This is a genomic window from Paenibacillus sp. OAS669, from assembly GCF_014873645.1.
GTDB lineage: Bacteria > Bacillota > Bacilli > Paenibacillales > NBRC-103111 > Paenibacillus_S > Paenibacillus_S vulneris.
The window spans coordinates 156,505-172,615 of record NZ_JADBDR010000013.1 but is presented as its reverse complement, the minus strand read 5'-3'; the positions used below and the strand labels follow the sequence as shown (position 1 = coordinate 172,615).

13 protein-coding genes are annotated in these 16,111 nt (G+C 52.1%); 10 read left to right on the top strand and 3 right to left on the bottom strand.

Translation table 11 applies throughout. From position 1 onward, the window contains the following. Positions 1 to 234: 234 nt before the first annotated feature. On the top strand, positions 235 to 2,799 hold the full coding sequence (locus tag GGC63_RS25020) for a hypothetical protein (RefSeq protein ID WP_192704644.1): 2,565 nt from the start codon (positions 235 to 237) through the stop codon (positions 2,797 to 2,799). Between the two features lie 22 nt (positions 2,800 to 2,821). Here GGC63_RS25020 and GGC63_RS25015 read toward each other — a convergent pair whose 3' ends face one another. Then, the gene (locus GGC63_RS25015) at positions 2,822 to 4,768 is read right to left on the bottom strand and encodes an ATP-binding cassette domain-containing protein (RefSeq protein WP_192704643.1); all 1,947 of its coding nucleotides are present in this window, start codon (positions 4,766 to 4,768) and stop codon (positions 2,822 to 2,824) included. A 661-nt stretch (positions 4,769 to 5,429) separates the two neighbouring features. Between GGC63_RS25015 and GGC63_RS25010 the strand changes: the two genes are divergently transcribed. Then, complete coding sequence (locus tag GGC63_RS25010; RefSeq protein WP_192704642.1) at positions 5,430 to 8,042, top strand: Ig-like domain-containing protein; 2,613 nt, start codon at positions 5,430 to 5,432, stop codon at positions 8,040 to 8,042. Between the two features lie 100 nt (positions 8,043 to 8,142). Here GGC63_RS25010 and GGC63_RS25005 read toward each other — a convergent pair whose 3' ends face one another. Together GGC63_RS25005 and GGC63_RS25000 are read right to left on the bottom strand one after the other, a co-directional pair. Beyond that, entirely contained in the window at positions 8,143 to 8,787 is a 645-nt protein-coding gene (locus GGC63_RS25005) for a hypothetical protein (RefSeq protein WP_192704641.1), read from the bottom strand. 137 nt (positions 8,788 to 8,924) lie between these two features. Beyond that, positions 8,925 to 10,007, bottom strand: coding sequence for a hypothetical protein (locus GGC63_RS25000; RefSeq protein ID WP_192704640.1), 1,083 nt, complete (start codon positions 10,005 to 10,007; stop codon positions 8,925 to 8,927). Positions 10,008 to 10,449: 442 nt separating this feature from the next. On the opposite strand from GGC63_RS25000, the gene GGC63_RS24995 reads away from it, so the two are divergent. The 8 genes from GGC63_RS24995 (at position 10,450) to groES (ending at position 15,989) form a co-directional block, all read left to right on the top strand. Beyond that, positions 10,450 to 11,154, top strand: a complete 705-nt coding sequence (locus tag GGC63_RS24995) for an endonuclease/exonuclease/phosphatase family protein (protein WP_192704639.1) — start codon at positions 10,450 to 10,452, stop codon at positions 11,152 to 11,154. Between the two features lie 366 nt (positions 11,155 to 11,520). Next, positions 11,521 to 12,159: a 5-formyltetrahydrofolate cyclo-ligase gene (locus tag GGC63_RS24990; protein ID WP_192704638.1), complete on the top strand. Its 639-nt coding sequence runs from the start codon at positions 11,521 to 11,523 to the stop codon at positions 12,157 to 12,159. Further along, complete coding sequence (moaC, locus tag GGC63_RS24985) at positions 12,156 to 12,650, top strand: cyclic pyranopterin monophosphate synthase MoaC (RefSeq protein WP_192704637.1); 495 nt, start codon at positions 12,156 to 12,158, stop codon at positions 12,648 to 12,650. The genes GGC63_RS24990 and moaC overlap by 4 nt, the downstream gene beginning before the upstream one ends. A gap of 41 nt (positions 12,651 to 12,691) precedes the next feature. Next, entirely contained in the window at positions 12,692 to 13,192 is a 501-nt protein-coding gene (mog, locus tag GGC63_RS24980) for a molybdopterin adenylyltransferase (protein WP_079913832.1), read from the top strand. Then, positions 13,182 to 14,177 carry a molybdopterin-binding protein gene (locus GGC63_RS24975; RefSeq protein ID WP_192704636.1) on the top strand — a complete coding sequence of 332 codons (996 nt, stop codon included), beginning with the start codon at positions 13,182 to 13,184 and terminating at the stop codon, positions 14,175 to 14,177. The genes mog and GGC63_RS24975 overlap by 11 nt, the downstream gene beginning before the upstream one ends. A 48-nt stretch (positions 14,178 to 14,225) precedes the next feature. Further along, entirely contained in the window at positions 14,226 to 14,510 is a 285-nt protein-coding gene (locus GGC63_RS24970; protein WP_192704635.1) for a twin-arginine translocase TatA/TatE family subunit, read from the top strand. A 34-nt stretch (positions 14,511 to 14,544) separates the two neighbouring features. Then, positions 14,545 to 15,306 (top strand): twin-arginine translocase subunit TatC, encoded by a 762-nt coding sequence (gene tatC / locus GGC63_RS24965; RefSeq protein ID WP_192704634.1) that lies wholly within the window; start codon positions 14,545 to 14,547, stop codon positions 15,304 to 15,306. Between the two features lie 401 nt (positions 15,307 to 15,707). Beyond that, entirely contained in the window at positions 15,708 to 15,989 is a 282-nt protein-coding gene (groES, locus tag GGC63_RS24960) for a co-chaperone GroES (RefSeq protein ID WP_079913836.1), read from the top strand. Positions 15,990 to 16,111: the final 122 nt, after the last annotated feature.

Sequence of the window (16,111 nt, the reverse complement as noted above, 5' to 3'; positions counted from 1 at the left end):
ATATCCTTGTGGATACCACAGGAAAACGTTGGTTTTCTAAGGGAAAATGATTTCTGTTGTTGTGAATAAGCTTGTGGATAGGTTGAATTGCGAGTGGAAATATGCACAGTCTGGATAGAAAGGAGGAAATTGGGGGAATGTACTTGGATAAGCAGGATAACGTCTGGGGACTGTTGTTGCCTTCAGCATGCCTGATGGCTGCGGAGACTATTCATGGAAAAAGGAGATTGCTGCATGAATCCACAGTGGATAACTCGTATCATTCTTGCTTTGAGCATGTGCCTGTTACCGTTCGGACAAGCTGCCGCTGGGGCAGAACCTTCGTTGTCCTTATCTCAAGCGTACCCTTCATCCGATCAGGCAGTTCATAAAAAAGTATGGATTCTTTCCGTCCCTGGTCTTTCATTCGTGGAGCTTTCGCCTGCCTGGAATGAGGCTCTGCCTTCTTTGATGCGTCTCCGTGAAGGGGCTCATTGGGGCTCGCTGAACATTCGGACTCCGGGAAAAGGACTGGAGGATGTGTATTTGTCGATAGGTGCGGGTCATTTCGCCGAAGGAGGGCCGGGGGTGCAGGGCTTGCAGCGCAGCGAGCTGATATATGGCCAGGAGGCAGCCCAATGGATTCAGCGGCTTACCGGCCGTCCGTCCGAAAGTGCTATCCTCGTGAAGGATGCCGAAGCCATGCGCAGAATGAATGCAACGAATTATTATCGGGCTGCTCCGGGAACACTCGGGCAGAAGCTGGAAGCGGCAGGCGTACGAATAAGTGTATGGGGCAACGCGGATCGTGCAAGACCGGCAGGAGGATGGAACGCCGACTCGAATCGTATGCTTCGCCGGTACGCCCCGCTAATGCTGATGAATGACGTGAATGAAGTAGCCCATGGGGATGTCAGCGGCGGTCAGCTGAATGACCCCTACTGGCCTGCAGGGCTGCGGACCGATACCCGATGGATGCTGGATAGATGGCGCGAGCAGCCTGCATCATCCGTTGCCTTAATGGAAATAGGAGATCTTGCAAGGCTGTACGATGAGAAAGTAGCCTATTCCAGGGCTGCGTTTGAACGAATGAAGCTGGCGGTTTTATCGGAGCTGGACCGCTTTGTTGGCGAAGCTGTTCGAATGATAGATCAAGCACCGGCATCCGAGCACAACGAGCTGTGGCTGTTTAGCCCGCAAGTCAATGCGGATGCGGTGAGAGCCAAAGCCTACTTGGCTCCGTTATTGATGTATGCTCCGTCGGTCCAAGCGGAAGAAGCCCTGCTGACTTCGGCTACCACACGCCGATCGGGGATCGTTTCCTTGATTGATCTGGCTCCCACGCTGCTGGAGAGATTCGGAATCGAAAAGCCCGAAGCGATGCTGGGGCTGCCGATACATTCCGAACGGAAGGAGGAGGCGCTTCCGGCGCTGCTTCAGCAGGTGCGCAGCATGCAGAGTGTTTATGCCTTAAGGCCTCCGCTCTTATATGGCCTCGCTATATATGAGATCGCCGTGATGCTAGCCGTGCTGGCCGCGGTTATGTTCGGGAGCAGATTGATGGGCAGAAGATCTGTGATGGTGTGCGTCGGCTTGCTGTTTTCACTGCTGCTGGCGCCTGCCGGGTTATTATCTATGGGATGGCTGCCAAGCGAGCTTCCTGTTTTCAGCACCATACTGGCATTGGGCTCTGTACTTGCCATCAGCGTGTGCTGCGCGTATTATGCCGCTTCCAAGCCGGGGAGGACCGTGGTCTGCCTGGCAGGGATAGGCATCGTGGTCACGCTGCTGCTGCTGTACGACGGCATGCACGGGGCTAGGGCGATGCAGAGGTCGGTCCTTGGTTATGATCCGATGATCGGTGCCCGGTATTACGGAATGGGCAACGAGTGTATGGGGGTGCTGCTTGGGGCTTCCCTGCTTGGACTTACCGCCATGCAGCAATCGCTGCGGTTAGGAAAGCGACGTTCCGCCGGAACGGGGAAGGGAGGCAAGGACTCTGCCGCTTCGCCGGCGGCTTCGTCCGGAGCCTTGCCGCCGGATGCCTACGCCGCCGCGCTGCTGCACGGCCCGGCCTCCGAGCCCGCCGCCGTAACGGCCTGGCGCCTGCCGCCGGCTGGCCGGCTCGCGCCGCTGCTTCGCGCCGGCAGCGGCTTGGCCGCACGCGCGGCTGCAGCCCCGGGCGCGCTGCGCGGCAGCCGCCTTGCGGCCCGCGCCGGTGCCGCGTGGCGCACCTGGCCGGCAGCGGCTGTCGGCGCCGCCGTCGCCGGCTACCTCGCGGCGCCGACGCTCGGCACCAACGCCGGCGGAGCGCTGTCCGCGGCGGTGGCCTTCGGCGCGCTCGGCGCGCGCCTGGCCGGCGGGCGCCGCTGGGTGCGCGCCGTGCCCGCCCTTGCGCTGCTGCTGGCGGCAGCGCTCGTAGGCCTGTGGCTGCTGAACGCCAGCGCAGCCATGGTCGGCTCAGCCGATAAGCAGAGCCATATCGGCCGCGCCTTTCACACGCTGCTCCAGGGACGTTTCGATCTGATCGGCGTCATCATCATGCGCAAGCTGGAGATGAATTGGCATCTGATCGGCGTCTCCGCCTGGAGCAAGGTGCTGCTCACCAGCCTGATCGTCATGGCGGTGCTCGTGCTTCGGCCGCGCGGGCTGTTCCGCCGCTGGCAAAGGCGCTACCCGTACATCATGTACGGGTGCGCGGCCAATGTCATCGGCGCCATTGCGGCGCTGCTGCTCAATGATTCCGGCATCGTCGCCGCGGCAACGATGATTGTCTACAGCAGCATTCCGCTGCTGCTCCTAAAACTAGAGGGCGTCTGAATACACAGACGCCCTCGTTCTATTATTCCGCCAGTTGCTCCCACTGCTCGTAGCAGTCGGCCAATTCGGCTTTTTTCTGTTCGATCGTTTCGTTTTTCTGCTGTACAAGCACATAGTCGTTGTACACTTCCGGCAGCGCCAGCTCCTCCTCAAGCTGAGCCAGCTCTTCCTCCAGCTTGGCGATCGTTTGCTCGAGCTGCTCCAGCTTGCGCTGCTTGGTGCGTTCCTCACGCTTGGCCGCTTTGTTGGCTTCGTAGCTGTTATCCGGAGCGGCCGGGGCAGAAGATGTCTTGCTGCCGGCGCCTTTTTGCTTGGCTGCTTCCGCCGCCTGCCGCTGCTGTTCCATTTCGGCAAGCTCCTGCTTTTTCTCCACATAATCATCGTAGTTGCCCAAATACGTGGTGACGCCGTCGCTTTTCAGCTCCAGCATGGATTCGGCCATTTTATTCAGGAAATACCGGTCATGGGAGATGAAGAGCAGTGTGCCCTCATAATCGATAAGCGCCGATTCGAGCACTTCCTTGCTGAACAAATCCAAATGGTTGGTCGGCTCGTCCAGGATCAGCACATTGGCTTTTTGCAGCATCAGCTTGGCCAATGAGACGCGGGCCTTTTCGCCTCCGCTTAACGCGGCGATTTTTTTGAAGACGTCCTCCCCGCTGAACAGAAAGCTGCCGAGCACGGTCCGTATGCGGGCCTCCTCCAAATTCGGAAACTCGTTCCACACCTCATCGAGGATGGTGTTGTTAGGATTCAGTCCCTTTTGCTCCTGATCGTAGTAGCCGATACGCACATTTGCTCCCCAGCGAATCTCTCCCTGATCCTGCTGCCGGGAGCCGATCAGCGTCTTCAGCAGCGTCGATTTGCCGATACCGTTCGGTCCGATCAATGCGGCCGTGTCTCCGCGGCGAAGCTGGAACGATACATTATGCAGCAGCGGCTTGCGTCCGTCATAGGAGATGGACACGTCACTGACTTGAAGAACCTCTTTGCCTGACGGCTGCTCCACCTCGAAGGCGAAGCTGGCACGCTTCAAATCGCCGAGCGGCTTGTCCAGCCGTTCCATTTTTTCGAGCGCTTTGCGGCGGCTTTGCGCCCGTTTGGTAGTGGAGGCGCGAACAATATTGCGCTGAACGAACTCCTCCATCTTCGAGATTTCTTCCTGCTGCTTCTCGAACTGCTTCATCTGGATTTCATATTCGGCCTGCTTCGTCTCTACGTACCGGGTATAATTGCCTGTGTAGCGCTTGGACGTCGTACGCTCGATTTCGTAGATGGCATTAACGAGAGCGTCGAGAAAATAGCGGTCATGGGATACGACCAGAATCGCTCCGGAATAAGAGCGCAGATACCCTTCCAGCCAGGTGAGAGTAGGGATGTCCAGATGGTTCGTAGGCTCGTCGAGCAGCAACAGGTCAGGCGCCTGCAGCAGCATTTTCGCCAGGGCAAGCCTTGTTTTCTGTCCTCCGCTTAAGGTGTGGATTGGTGTCTCGGGAGCAAAATCCCCGAAGCCCATTCCGTGCAAAATGCCGCGAATGCGCGCCTCCGCCTCATATCCGCCCTGCTCCTTAAACCATTCCGATAAGGCTGCGTACCGTTTCATCGTTTCTTCCGTCTGCTTGTCGCTGGCCAATACGTCCGGATCCGCCATCATCATTTCGAGCTTGCGAAGCTCCTGCTCCGCCTCCTCCAAATGGGCGAACACGCTCTTCATTTCATCCCATATCGAACGGTCCGATACGAGACCGCTGTTTTGCTTCAGATATCCGATTTTCGTTTCCTTAGCCTTGAAAATATCTCCTGAATCATACGACATTTCTCCCGCAATAATTTGCAGCAGCGTCGATTTGCCCGCGCCGTTCACGCCGACCAGCCCGATCCGTTCCCTGGCCTCGATTTGCAGCGATATATTGGAAAGCACGGTATTAATCCCGTAGCTTTTGGTAATGCCCGATACTTGCAGCAGCATGATTAGCCTCCTATTGGTTGTGCGCTCCTTCGCGCCCGACGTGCTTACAATCGGATAAAACTGGTTTATCTTACGTAAGCTCCGGTTATAGTCTCATCACCTTAGTGTAACATGTTCCCGGCAAATTTTCAGCCCGCCCCGTAAGAAAGCATCTGATAGAGCCTATTCTATCGATTTTTATAGAATAACAGGCTTTGATCTCCCAAATCAGGTCAATTATACACAGGTTTATGCACAAATTAACAATCCTCAAGCAAAGTCTGTGTATAGATTCAGCTTTACCTATCAACATATCCACAGGCCGGTTTATCCACATGACGGGACAGAGGGCCTCAAACGTTTAGCATTCTTTCAGGTAAAAAAACTAAAGTTTTTGATGCTTTTTGTCGATAAACTAGATGTACTGTACCGATAAGGTATATTCGTCCGCCCGGGTCAGGTACGATGTCCCTGCATAGTGCTTAGATGGCGTTGTATGCCGGCGGAGAAGACTATCACCTAAAAGGAGGACTGCGGTGCAAGAACGAATGACGGCGCAAGCTCAAGTCATAGTCGACATCGATAGCGTATCGGCTTTTTGAACAGCAAGAGTCACTTGAAGCAGGATTCTATTACTGTAGGATGCTGTCCAATAAAAGTACATAGAGTAGGAGATGAAACAATGCGTTTGCGGGCAACAAGACTTTGTATTCTGTTCCTTATTTTAAGTCTCGTGACGAGCAGCTTTGGCGTGATGAGCGCTATGGCGGCTACCCAGGAAATATCTAACCTCGTCTTGAATAAAAACGAGCTTCAATTGGAAGTAGGAGAAACCGCGTCGTTGACGGCTACTGCCGTGTATGTGAACGGAGCAACCGAGAACGTGACGATCAAGGCCGATTGGACCTCCAACCCGGCACCGGAAGCCAAGGGCGTCGCATCTGTCTATGCAGGCGTTGTAACCGCCAAGGCGGAAGGTACGACGACGGTGACGGCCAGCTATATGGATAAAACCGTCATTGTCAATGTTACGGTTATCAAGCATGTGCGTTCCCTCGTGAAGGATAAGCAGAAGATTGAAATGCGCAAAAACGGCGAGGAGCAAATCAACCTGACTGCTTATTATGATGACGGCAAGAAGGAGGATGTTACCTCCAAGGCAGAGTGGAGCGTAGATAAAGATGACGTGGCCACTGTAGTCGACGGTAAAGTGACGGGGCAAAACTCCGGTACGGCTATCGTGACCGCCAAATACAATAATCAAACCGTATCCATCCCGGTCAGCGTAGAAATCGCAAAAAGGGTCGATCCTAGTAAATCGCAAATCTCCCTGCTATTGAACAAATCGGAACCGGTCACCTTGTACGCGACTTATCCGGATGGCAGCAGCAAGGTCGATGTAACGAACCTGGCGGAGTGGGAATCCGATAATCCTGCGGTTGCCGACGTGCTCAAAGGGGAAATCACTGCTTACGGTCCTGGTCAAGCGACCATTACAGGAACCTATGGAACGAAATCGGCTACGATCAAAGTCGATGTAGACAACGCAGTGAAGCTGGATCTGGGTACCGAGAATGTCTATATGAAGAAAAACGGTACGGAGCAATTGACGCTGACGGCCTCTTACGCGGATGGAGATCCGGAAAACATTACGGACCGCGCAGAGTGGACTTCCAGCAATGACGCTGTAGTCAGTGTTGTAAAAGGGAAATTGTTCGCTAATGCTATCGGTGAAGTGACGATTACGGCCAAATACGGCAACAAAACCGTTTCTACGGTGGTGGATGTAGAAGTGCCGAGACGACTGGAAGCCGAGCAGGATACGATGTTCCTCAACACCGGGAAGGAAGAAACTATCGTTCTCTGGGCTACTTATTTGGATAACACCAAAGAAGACGTCGCCAAGCAAGCGAAATGGTCTGTAGATAATGAAGCCATCGTGAAAGTAAACGAAGGCAAAGTCACCGCTTATAAAGCCGGAGAAGCGACGATTACGGCAACCTACGCTGAGAAGAGCGTGACTATCAAGGTGTCCGTCGATATCCCGAATGTAATCAAGCCGGTTAAGAAAAGCGTAAGCTTCCAAGTCGGAGGCTACGAAAAGGTGACCCTGAACGCTATTTATAATGATGGTAAGACTGTAGATATTACAGAGCAAGCGGAATGGTCGAGCAGCGCTCCCGAGATCGCTGAGGTCCGCAAAGGCGTTATTACCGGCGTAGGAACCGGTGCAGCGACGGTGACGGCCAAATACGGAACCAGAACCGCCACGGTTCAAGTCTCCGTAGGCGTCCTGAAAAGCTTGACGGCAACCGGAGATACGAATGTGACCCTCAAAAAGGGTGACAAAAAGGAACTGAACCTGACGGCAACCTATACGGACGGCACAACGCCGGATAATCTTAAAAAAGATGCCGTATGGACAACCTCCAATGCGAAGGTAGTTACGGTAGAAGAAGGTATCGTTACGGCTGTAGGCTCCGGTGAGGCTACCGTAACGGCATCGTTCGAGAGCAAGGCGGTTACGTTCAACATTCAAGTCGATATGGCGGACAAGCTGACTGCCAAGCCGTCATTCATTAATTTTGATTTGGGTGAGACCAAAACCATTACTTTAAGCGCTACGGATTCCAACGGAAATGCTGTAGATGTAACCTCCCAGGCGGAATGGGCATCCAACAATCAGCAGGTTGCCACCGTAGAGAACGGTGTAGTAACCCCGGTTTCGAGAGGGAAAGCGACGATTACGGCCAAATACGGCGGCAAATCGGTATCCATCGCGGTAGAAATCGGCGTCGTTCAGGCGCTGGAAGTGGACAAACGCTATGTGTCGACGAAGAGCGGTTCCTCCGTACAGATCGTCTTGACAGCGACGCTTTCGGATGACAGCAAGAAGGACGTTTCCGATGTTGCTCAATGGAAGTCCAACAATTATAAAATCGCGGATGTCAACGGGGGCTTGATCAACGGCGTGTCTGCGGGCAGTGCCACTATTTCGGCATCGTTCGGCGGCAAGAGCGTGGCTATTCCTGTTGAAATCGACAAGCTGAAATATTTGAAGACCGACGTAGTTACGGTTGAACTCAAAGCGGGCTCCACAGCGGAGGTTAAAGCAACGGCAACCTTCGAGGATCTGGCGGAAGAGGATGTTACGATTCCGGCACTGTGGACATCTTCCAATATTCGCGTTGCGGATGTAAAGGACGGCATCATTAAAGCAACAGGCAAAGGGAAGGCGACCATTACTGTTGCTTATGCCAAAAAGAAAACGACAGTGTATGTCATCGTTAATTAATTCGCAAATAGCACTCATACGTAATGCAAAAGGATCCGCGCAGGCGGATCCTTTTGTATGTACAACAGCCTTTCGTTATGGTTTCAGAAAAAAGCCTACGTTACTTGGTCTTGGATTGGAGCAGTTCTACGAGCTGTTGACCAATCTCTTTGCCTCCGCCTGGACCGCCGTTTCTAGACTGCTTGTCCTTATTGTCCTGCCCGTTGGCTGCAGCATCCGCTTTTTGTTGTTCTCTTTGCTGACGGGCTTCCTCCAATTGCTTCTTCTGATCCTCGGTGAGGGCTTGCTTTTGCTTGGTATCACTGCTATTGCCATTCGAATTTCCTTGCCTCATAGGCATGCGGGCAGCCGCGTCATCGATGAATTTCTTTTGCTCTGCGGTCAGCTTCTCAAGCAGCTTAGTCTGATTATCGGTGCTCAGTTCTCCCTTGGTTATGCTGTCCTGCACGACAGGAAGCATTTGAGCCGCCTGATCCTTCGTGATGGCAAGTCCCTCTTGTTTATCCATTTGAACCAACGAAGAGAAGGTCATCATCATTTGGCGTTGGCTTTGGTTCATTGCCGGCCGCTGCTGCTTATCTTGGGAGGCTTGATTCGCATCCTGCTTTTGTTCCTGCTGGGCTGGATTGGTGCTTGAACCGGCGGCATTCGCCGTGTTGTTGGCCTGCCCGTTTGAAGCGGTGCCGCACCCGCTCAAAATCACCGCAAGCAGCGCGCAAGTCCCTAGAACGTGTTTGTATTTCACATCATTTCTTCCTTTCGCCCTTATAATCGGAATGAGTTTGTTTTTCCGGCACAGTAAGGAGAGCCGCCTCCAATAGGCAGCTCTCGGTGTATGAAAGTTATAGAAGGAAAACGCTGCCCCTCCTTACAGGATCGCTATTATTGGGAGACCTCTGTAGAAGAAGTTGTAGTTGTCTGGCTCTTTTTCTCCCTAGGCTGCTTCCCTTTGCTTTCGACAAATTGCTTAATCGAATCTGTCATGTTGTCTTTAATTTGGGTTACGAGCTGGTCTTCTGTGAGGCCTTTAGATTGGGCGATCTCAACCAGGGAGCTGCCTGCTTGCAGCTGCTTGGTCAGCTCTTCTTTGGTGATTCCGAGGATTTTGGCCAATGTGTCATAATTGCCGAAGGCTCCGCCAAAATGCTCAGGTCTGTTGAAGCCGTCGCCCTTCAGGCCTTGCTTTTGAGTATTTTCAATGACTTTCTTCAAGCGATCGGACAGACCGGATTTTTGCTTGTTGGCCTGCTCTTGAGTCAGCTTCCCGGATGTCACAGCTGCATCGATTGAGGTCGTTTCGGCCGCCACCAATTTTTGCAGGAAATCGTCCTCGCTTAAGCCCGCTTTATCCTGAGCGATTTGTACCCAAGTTTTGCCCTGCTTCAATTCGTCCTGGATAACGCTTTGTTCTACTCCAAGAATAGTAGCCGCTTGCTGCAAAATATTGCCGCCGCGTCCCAGCCCTTTGTCATCTTGAGGCCCTTTACCGAAGCCGGTATTCGTAATTTCTTTGGTCAAGCGATCGGTAAGATTCGTTTTTTGCTTGTCGGCTTGTTCTTGGGTCAGCTTGCCGGAGGTGACGGCTGCGTCGATAGCGGTTGTTTCAGCAGCGACCAGCTTTTGCAGGAAATCGTCCTGGCTTAAACCGGCTTTGTCTTGAGCGATTTGAGCCAGAGTTTTGCCTTGCTTCAGCTCATCCATAATGACGCTTTGCTCGACACCCAGCACGGTTGCCGCTTCCTTCAGCACACTGCCGCCGCCGAAACCTCGACGATCGCCGCGTCCTTCCATTCCTTTTTTGAAGAAGCCTGATTTATCTTGTTTAACAGTGGAATCGGTGTTATTTTGAACAGCCGAGCTTGTATCCTGTGCGTTAGCTTGAGTAAGTACTGCGGTCAATCCGCCGCCAAGCAGGAATCCCGCTGCGATTGTGCCTGTAAGTATTTTTTTGCCGATTTGCTTCATACGTTTCTCCACCTTTATGAATGATTTTCCTTACACTTTGAAGTATAGGTCGCGTTTATGAAAAACCTATGAAGCTTAGCTTAACCTCTCATTAATGTTAGCTGAAAGTGCGCTGAAAGAAATTTACCATCCGTTTCCGTGTATACAAACTCAAATCGGGTATCGTATGCTCGAGCAGTAGGGTTAAAGTAGGGCCTATAATGTAGAAGTGCCGCAGCCGGGCAGAAGAATTCGCTTGGCTTGTCTATGGAAATCGGGGTGAAAAATCATGCAGCCGCAGACAAACCTAAAGCGGGGAACAGGAAGGAACTGTTTCAACGTAACACTTCTAATAGTATGCTTAGTCTTTGCCATGGCCTTGAGCCTGGTAACGGGCGCCCTAGCTGCCCCAAAAGCTGTCGGAAGCCGTGCATGGGATCCCTTTACGAATAAGCTTACTGTTATGACATTTAATATTCGCCATGCTAAAGGTTTAGATGGTCAAGTTCGGCTGCAGCCGGTTCGGGACGCCATTCAGCAGGGGAATCCCGACCTTGTTGCGCTTCAGGAGGTTGACCGCTTTCAGGAGCGGAGCGGTTTTCAGGACCAAGCACAGGCGTTGGCCCGTTCATTGAAGATGACCTCGATCTATGCTCCGGCCATTCGGCAGGGCATCTCCCAATACGGGATCGCACTATTGAGCCGTTACCCGTTGAAGAATCCTCACAGCTATCCGCTTCCCGGCCTGAAGGAGCCGCGCGTTGTCTTAACTTCTGAAATCGAGCTCCAAGGAGAGCGCAGCACTGAACCGGGGCATGAAAAGCAGGTAGTGACCGTAGTGACCACGCATCTTGGGGTTTCCCGGGCCGATAGGGAGCAGCAGGTGCCCGAGCTGGTTCGGATTGTGAAGAAGATCAGAACCCCCATCCTCTTCATGGGTGACCTGAATATGTCCGATGACGATCCTCTTATGAAGGAACTGAATGCTTTGCTTCGTCAGGCTTCGCTGCCTCCTTCCCAGCCGACAGTGCTGCATGGAGGACAAATTGATCATATATTCACCAGCTTTCATGGAGTAACCGGTTCGCCTGTTTGGACTGAACCTACGAGGGCGTCCGATCATGTGCCTGTTATGCAGCAGGTTGTCTTCAACGATTCCCTGAAATGAAAGCCATGTTTACCTCCCGATACGCATATGCTTTAGATGAAATCCATTTAGGTGTTCAGGAGGGGGAGCAGAGGGGACCATTCCTTTTTTTACGAGAATGAAAAATTTAAAGAAAATGCTTCCGTAAACAAGCATAATGCGGATTATTTTCAACATGATAAAGAAGAGGATCATTCTATGGACGTTCCTGCCGAGAGATTAGACCTGCATTAGCCCCTAAATGGACAAAAATGAAAAAGAAAAGCGAGGAAACGGTTCTCTTGCTTTTTTTTAATGGATAATTGTTGTAAACTGAATGAAAACGATGTTTTTTCAGCAGAAGGCAATTTCCTCACGTTTCCGACCCCATCAAAGAGAGGCCGTTACATGAATATCAAAGAATGGAAAGTAGAGCTTCGACGCCATGCGGAAGCAGAGCGAAATGCATTGTCTCCATCGGAGCGCAGCAGCAAGTCGAAGCGGATTAGTGAAGCGTTGGTTCGCCGTATCGGCGAGATTATGGATTCCAGTGTCAGGCCGGGTCATCGGCCCACTTTATTTACGTATGTACCTGTTAAATCCGAGGTGGATGTGACGCCGGTAATGGAGGCCTGCTGGGCCAAACAATACCGTGTGCTTGTCCCCAAAGTGCAGCAGGAGCCCAAGCAGCTGAAGCTGTTCGAGATCTCGTCCTATGACGATTTGGAGAAGGGGTCCTGGAACATTCCTGAGCCGGTGTCAAGTGCACCCAGGTTCCATGACGTGAAACAGATCGATGTGATTCTGGTACCCGGTCTTGCTTTTGATTTGCAATTCGGAAGACTGGGCTACGGCGGCGGCTTCTACGATCGTTTTATGCAGCAGTATGTACGCTCCGGCTGGAGCATGCCATACATTATTGCGGGAGCCTTTGAATTGCAAATGATTAAGGAGGTTCCGATGGGCTTGTTCGACTTCCGGCTGGACGAGCTGATTACGGAGGAACGAACGCTCCGCGCCTCTGCAACGGGAGGGGTGAAGCGATGAGCGAATCTAATCCGTTGACTCATTTTAATGAGCAGGGAAGAGCACGGATGGTCGACATCTCCGATAAACAGGAGACAAGCCGCACCGCAACGGCAAGGACGAGCGTCACGATGAAGCCTTCTACGCTGACTTTGATCAAGGAAGGACGCATCGGTAAGGGGGACGTGCTTGCCGTGGCGCAGGTCGCGGCCATCATGGCCGCCAAGAAGACGTCGGACTGGATACCGATGTGCCACCCGTTATCCTTAACAGGGATCGACGTCCGGTTTAGCGACAACGACGATAACTGTCTCTATATCGAAGCGACCGTTAAGACGAAAGGGCTGACCGGAGTGGAGATGGAAGCGTTGACTGCCGTCTCGTGCGCCGCTTTGACCGTCTATGATATGTGCAAGGCCGCGGAGAAGGATATGGTGATAGGTCCGACCCTGCTGGTCAGCAAGACCGGCGGCAAAAACGGAGATTTTTATAGAAACGATACCGATAGGTAATCCCTTTACGGTACAATAAGCCCATGGAGAGGAGTAAGCTTATGCGTTGGAAAGTGGCGATTTTAACCGCAAGCGACCGAGGATCCCGGGGAGAGCGTGAAGATACGAGCGCCCAAGTCATTCGGGAGCTGATCGAAGAGGAAATTAACGGGGAAATTATTGAATACCGTGTAGTGCCGGACGAAAAGGACGAAATCATGGCCGCACTGATCGAAATGACCGATTATTTCAAGGTTGATCTTATCCTGACCACAGGCGGAACGGGCTTGGCCCCCAGGGATGTAACACCGGAAGCGACCTTGGAAGTGATTGATCGCCAAGCTCCGGGATTTGCCGAGGCGATGCGAATGATCTCGATGCAAAAGACGCCTAGAGCAATGCTCTCGCGGGCGGTATCCGGGATTCGCGGTAGAACGCTGATCATTAATCTGCCGGGCAGTCCTAAGGGCGTATCGGAAAATTTGGCCGCTATCATGGATCAGCTGCCCCATGCTCTGGGTATCCTGACCGGCCGCGAAGGAGATCATGGCTATGAAGCATGACAGCATGCTTCGCGAGGTTAGGGTAGAGGATGCCGTCGGGATGATGCTGGCGCATGATTTGACGCAGATTCTGCCCGGCGAGTTCAAGGGCCGTCTGTTCAAGAAGGGTCACATGATCCAGGAAAGCGATATTCCGGCCCTGCTGAATATCGGCAAGGAGCACATTTATGCCATGTCGTTGGAGCAAGGCTGGCTTCATGAGGATGAAGCGGCCAAGCGAATGGCCAAGGCAGCGGCGGGATGCAATGTTGTGCTGACGGAGCCCCATGAAGGGAAGGTCACGCTGAAATCCTCTATTCATGGGTTAGCCAAGGTACACAAGCCGCTGGTCGATGCGGTGAATAGCCTGGAGCAGATCGTGATGTCCACGATCAAGACGAATACGGTTGTACAACCGGGACAGGCGCTGGTCGGCACGCGGGTGATTCCTCTTATTATAGAAGAGGACAAAATCATAGAAGTAGAGAAGCGGGCGAGCCAGCCGTTGGTTGAGGTCAAGCCGTTTCGGCCGCTCCGTGTAGGTTTGATTACTACAGGGAGTGAAGTATTTAAGGGACGGATTCAGGATAAATTCGGTCCTATTGTCAGGGAAAAAGTAGCGGCGCTCGGCTCCGAAGTCGTGGAGCAAAGGCTGGCACCGGATGATAGCGACACGATTGCCGGCGAAATCCGTTATTTTTTGGAAGAGCAAAAGGTCGATCTGATCCTTGTGACCGGCGGGATGTCCGTAGACCCGGATGACCGGACTCCAGGTGCCATTAAGCAGGCGGGAGCCCGCATAGTAAGCTATGGGACACCGATGCTTCCCGGCTCCATGCTGTTGATAGGCTATTTAGGCGAGACGGCTATTATGGGCCTCCCTGGATGCGTGATGCATGATCCGTACACCTCGTTCGATGTTTTACTACCGCGTATTTGTGCGGGCGAGCTCATTACGCGTGAAGATATCGTCGAAATGGGGTACGGAGGGTTATACGGATGTTAGCTTGTTGTTTGGTCAAGATTATAGCATGGCAATGACGAAGGAGGTCCTATGAGCATTTCTCACATACTGCTTATCGCTATCGTGGCGCTGGTGTTATTCGGCCCCAAAAAACTCCCCGAGCTCGGCAGAGCGTTAGGCAAGACGATCCGGGAATTTAAAAGCACTGCCAATGATTTGATGAGCGGATTGAACGATAGCGAACCGCAGCCGCAGCCTCAGCGCAAAGATGTCACACCGTCCGGAACGAATCCGAGCGGCAGTCAGCAAGCAGCAACGGGCGGAACGAGCCAGCAGGAACGACCAGCCGCCGATTCGCGCAGGCTGCCGGATTAATAACTATCACTTCACACAGCAGGTTGGTGAACAAATGAAAGAGATCGATGAAGGGATGACGCTGGTCGAGCATCTCAGTGAGCTTCGCAAACGGATTATGTGGGTGCTGCTCGTGCTCATTATCGGAATGGTCATAGGCATTATTGTAGCTCAGCCGCTTATTATGTATTTGAAGAGCGTCTCGCCTGCCAAAAACATTCCATGGCACGTGTTCTCGCCTTGGGATTCTATCCGTATGTATATGAGCTTCGCTTTGGTAACCGGACTTATTCTGACGATTCCCGTCGCTTTATATCATATTTGGGCTTTTCTTAAACCGGGTCTGCGGGAAGAAGAGCAAAAGGCTTCACTGAAATTTGTTCCGTTTGCCTTTTTACTCTTTTTGATCGGACTGGCCTTTGCCTATTTTGTCGTATTTAAAATGGCGTTTATGTTTACGTCGGGCATTTCGGAAAGATTGGGGCTCGAGGAAACCTACGGCGCTGCCCAATATTTTTCGTTTATGTTCAATATCTTGGTGCCGATCTCACTCTTATTCGAGCTGCCGATTGTCATAATGTTTCTGACCCAGCTGCGTATCTTAAACCCTAAGAGGCTGCATAAGATTCGCCGTTACGCTTATTTGATTCTCGTCATTATCGCTGCGATGATTACGCCTCCGGATATGCTGTCAGCTGTCATTGTATCCGTTCCTATGATTATTTTGTACGAATGCAGCGTGCTTCTGTCCGGCGTAGTATACCGCAAGCAGCTCCTTAAGGATCAAGCCTGGGAGGAAGAATACGGCGCCAAATAAGTCTGCTTCTGTCAGTCAATGATTGGCCGAGGGCAGGCTTTTTTTCATCACCGGAGGACGGGCCGGTTTTTTTAATGGGGTTGCTGAATTCGATGCTTCTCGTACATACAGAATTGTTCTCGGGTAACGGAACCGATTTGTGTGCCGTTTCCTGCCGGGCAATGCTTTGCAGCGATCCGGAGAAAGCTAGTCTACGGAAGTTTTGCACTATTATTCGACATCGTATATTTTGAATTTGGATGGATACAATGAGTGGGGTGTGAAAGTTCCGTAAAATGCATAAAACCACTTGCAAAATTCACACAAACTGATTATCATAATAAGTGTTGTTAGCACTTAGCATATTCGAGTGCTAACGGGATATATGAAAACAACCATAATCTAAAGGAGGCTATTTTCTCATGATCAAACCGTTGGGTGATCGCGTAGTCATTGAAGCCATTGCTAAGGAGGAAACCACAGCAAGCGGTATCGTGCTGCCAGACACAGCAAAAGAGAAACCGCAAGAAGGCAAAGTCGTAGCAGTTGGCAGCGGCGCTCTTAAAGACGGAGTGCGCGTACCGCTTGAGGTTAAAGAAGGCGACCGCATCATTTTCTCCAAATACGCAGGCACTGAAGTGAAATTTGATGGCCGCGAGCTTTTGATTATGCGTGAAAGCGACATTCTGGCCGTACTTGCTTAATTGAGGGGCCTTTACTTAAGTTAGCCTATAAGCTGCTGCTTTATGAGCGAGCGAGCTTTTTACTTACGATGTAAATAATGGTACGACTTTAAATACAAACTTATTTTTCGGGAGGGTATCAC

Bases quoted from the DNA above. Each gene is read 5' to 3' on its own strand.
- groES (WP_079913836.1), top strand. From the start codon at position 15,708: ATGATCAAACCGTTGGGTGATCGCGTAGTCATTGAAGCCATTGCTAAG.
- moaC (WP_192704637.1), top strand. From the start codon at position 12,156: ATGAGCGAATCTAATCCGTTGACTCATTTTAATGAGCAGGGAAGAGCA.
- GGC63_RS24990 (WP_192704638.1), top strand. From the start codon at position 11,521: ATGAATATCAAAGAATGGAAAGTAGAGCTTCGACGCCATGCGGAAGCA.
- GGC63_RS25020 (WP_192704644.1), top strand. From the start codon at position 235: ATGAATCCACAGTGGATAACTCGTATCATTCTTGCTTTGAGCATGTGC.
- GGC63_RS24995 (WP_192704639.1), top strand. From the start codon at position 10,450: ATGACATTTAATATTCGCCATGCTAAAGGTTTAGATGGTCAAGTTCGG.
- GGC63_RS24970 (WP_192704635.1), top strand. From the start codon at position 14,226: ATGAGCATTTCTCACATACTGCTTATCGCTATCGTGGCGCTGGTGTTA.
- GGC63_RS24975 (WP_192704636.1), top strand. From the start codon at position 13,182: ATGAAGCATGACAGCATGCTTCGCGAGGTTAGGGTAGAGGATGCCGTC.
- mog (WP_079913832.1), top strand. From the start codon at position 12,692: ATGCGTTGGAAAGTGGCGATTTTAACCGCAAGCGACCGAGGATCCCGG.
- GGC63_RS25000 (WP_192704640.1), bottom strand. From the start codon at position 10,007: ATGAAGCAAATCGGCAAAAAAATACTTACAGGCACAATCGCAGCGGGA.
- GGC63_RS25010 (WP_192704642.1), top strand. From the start codon at position 5,430: ATGCGTTTGCGGGCAACAAGACTTTGTATTCTGTTCCTTATTTTAAGT.
- tatC (WP_192704634.1), top strand. From the start codon at position 14,545: ATGAAAGAGATCGATGAAGGGATGACGCTGGTCGAGCATCTCAGTGAG.
- GGC63_RS25015 (WP_192704643.1), bottom strand. From the start codon at position 4,768: ATGCTGCTGCAAGTATCGGGCATTACCAAAAGCTACGGGATTAATACC.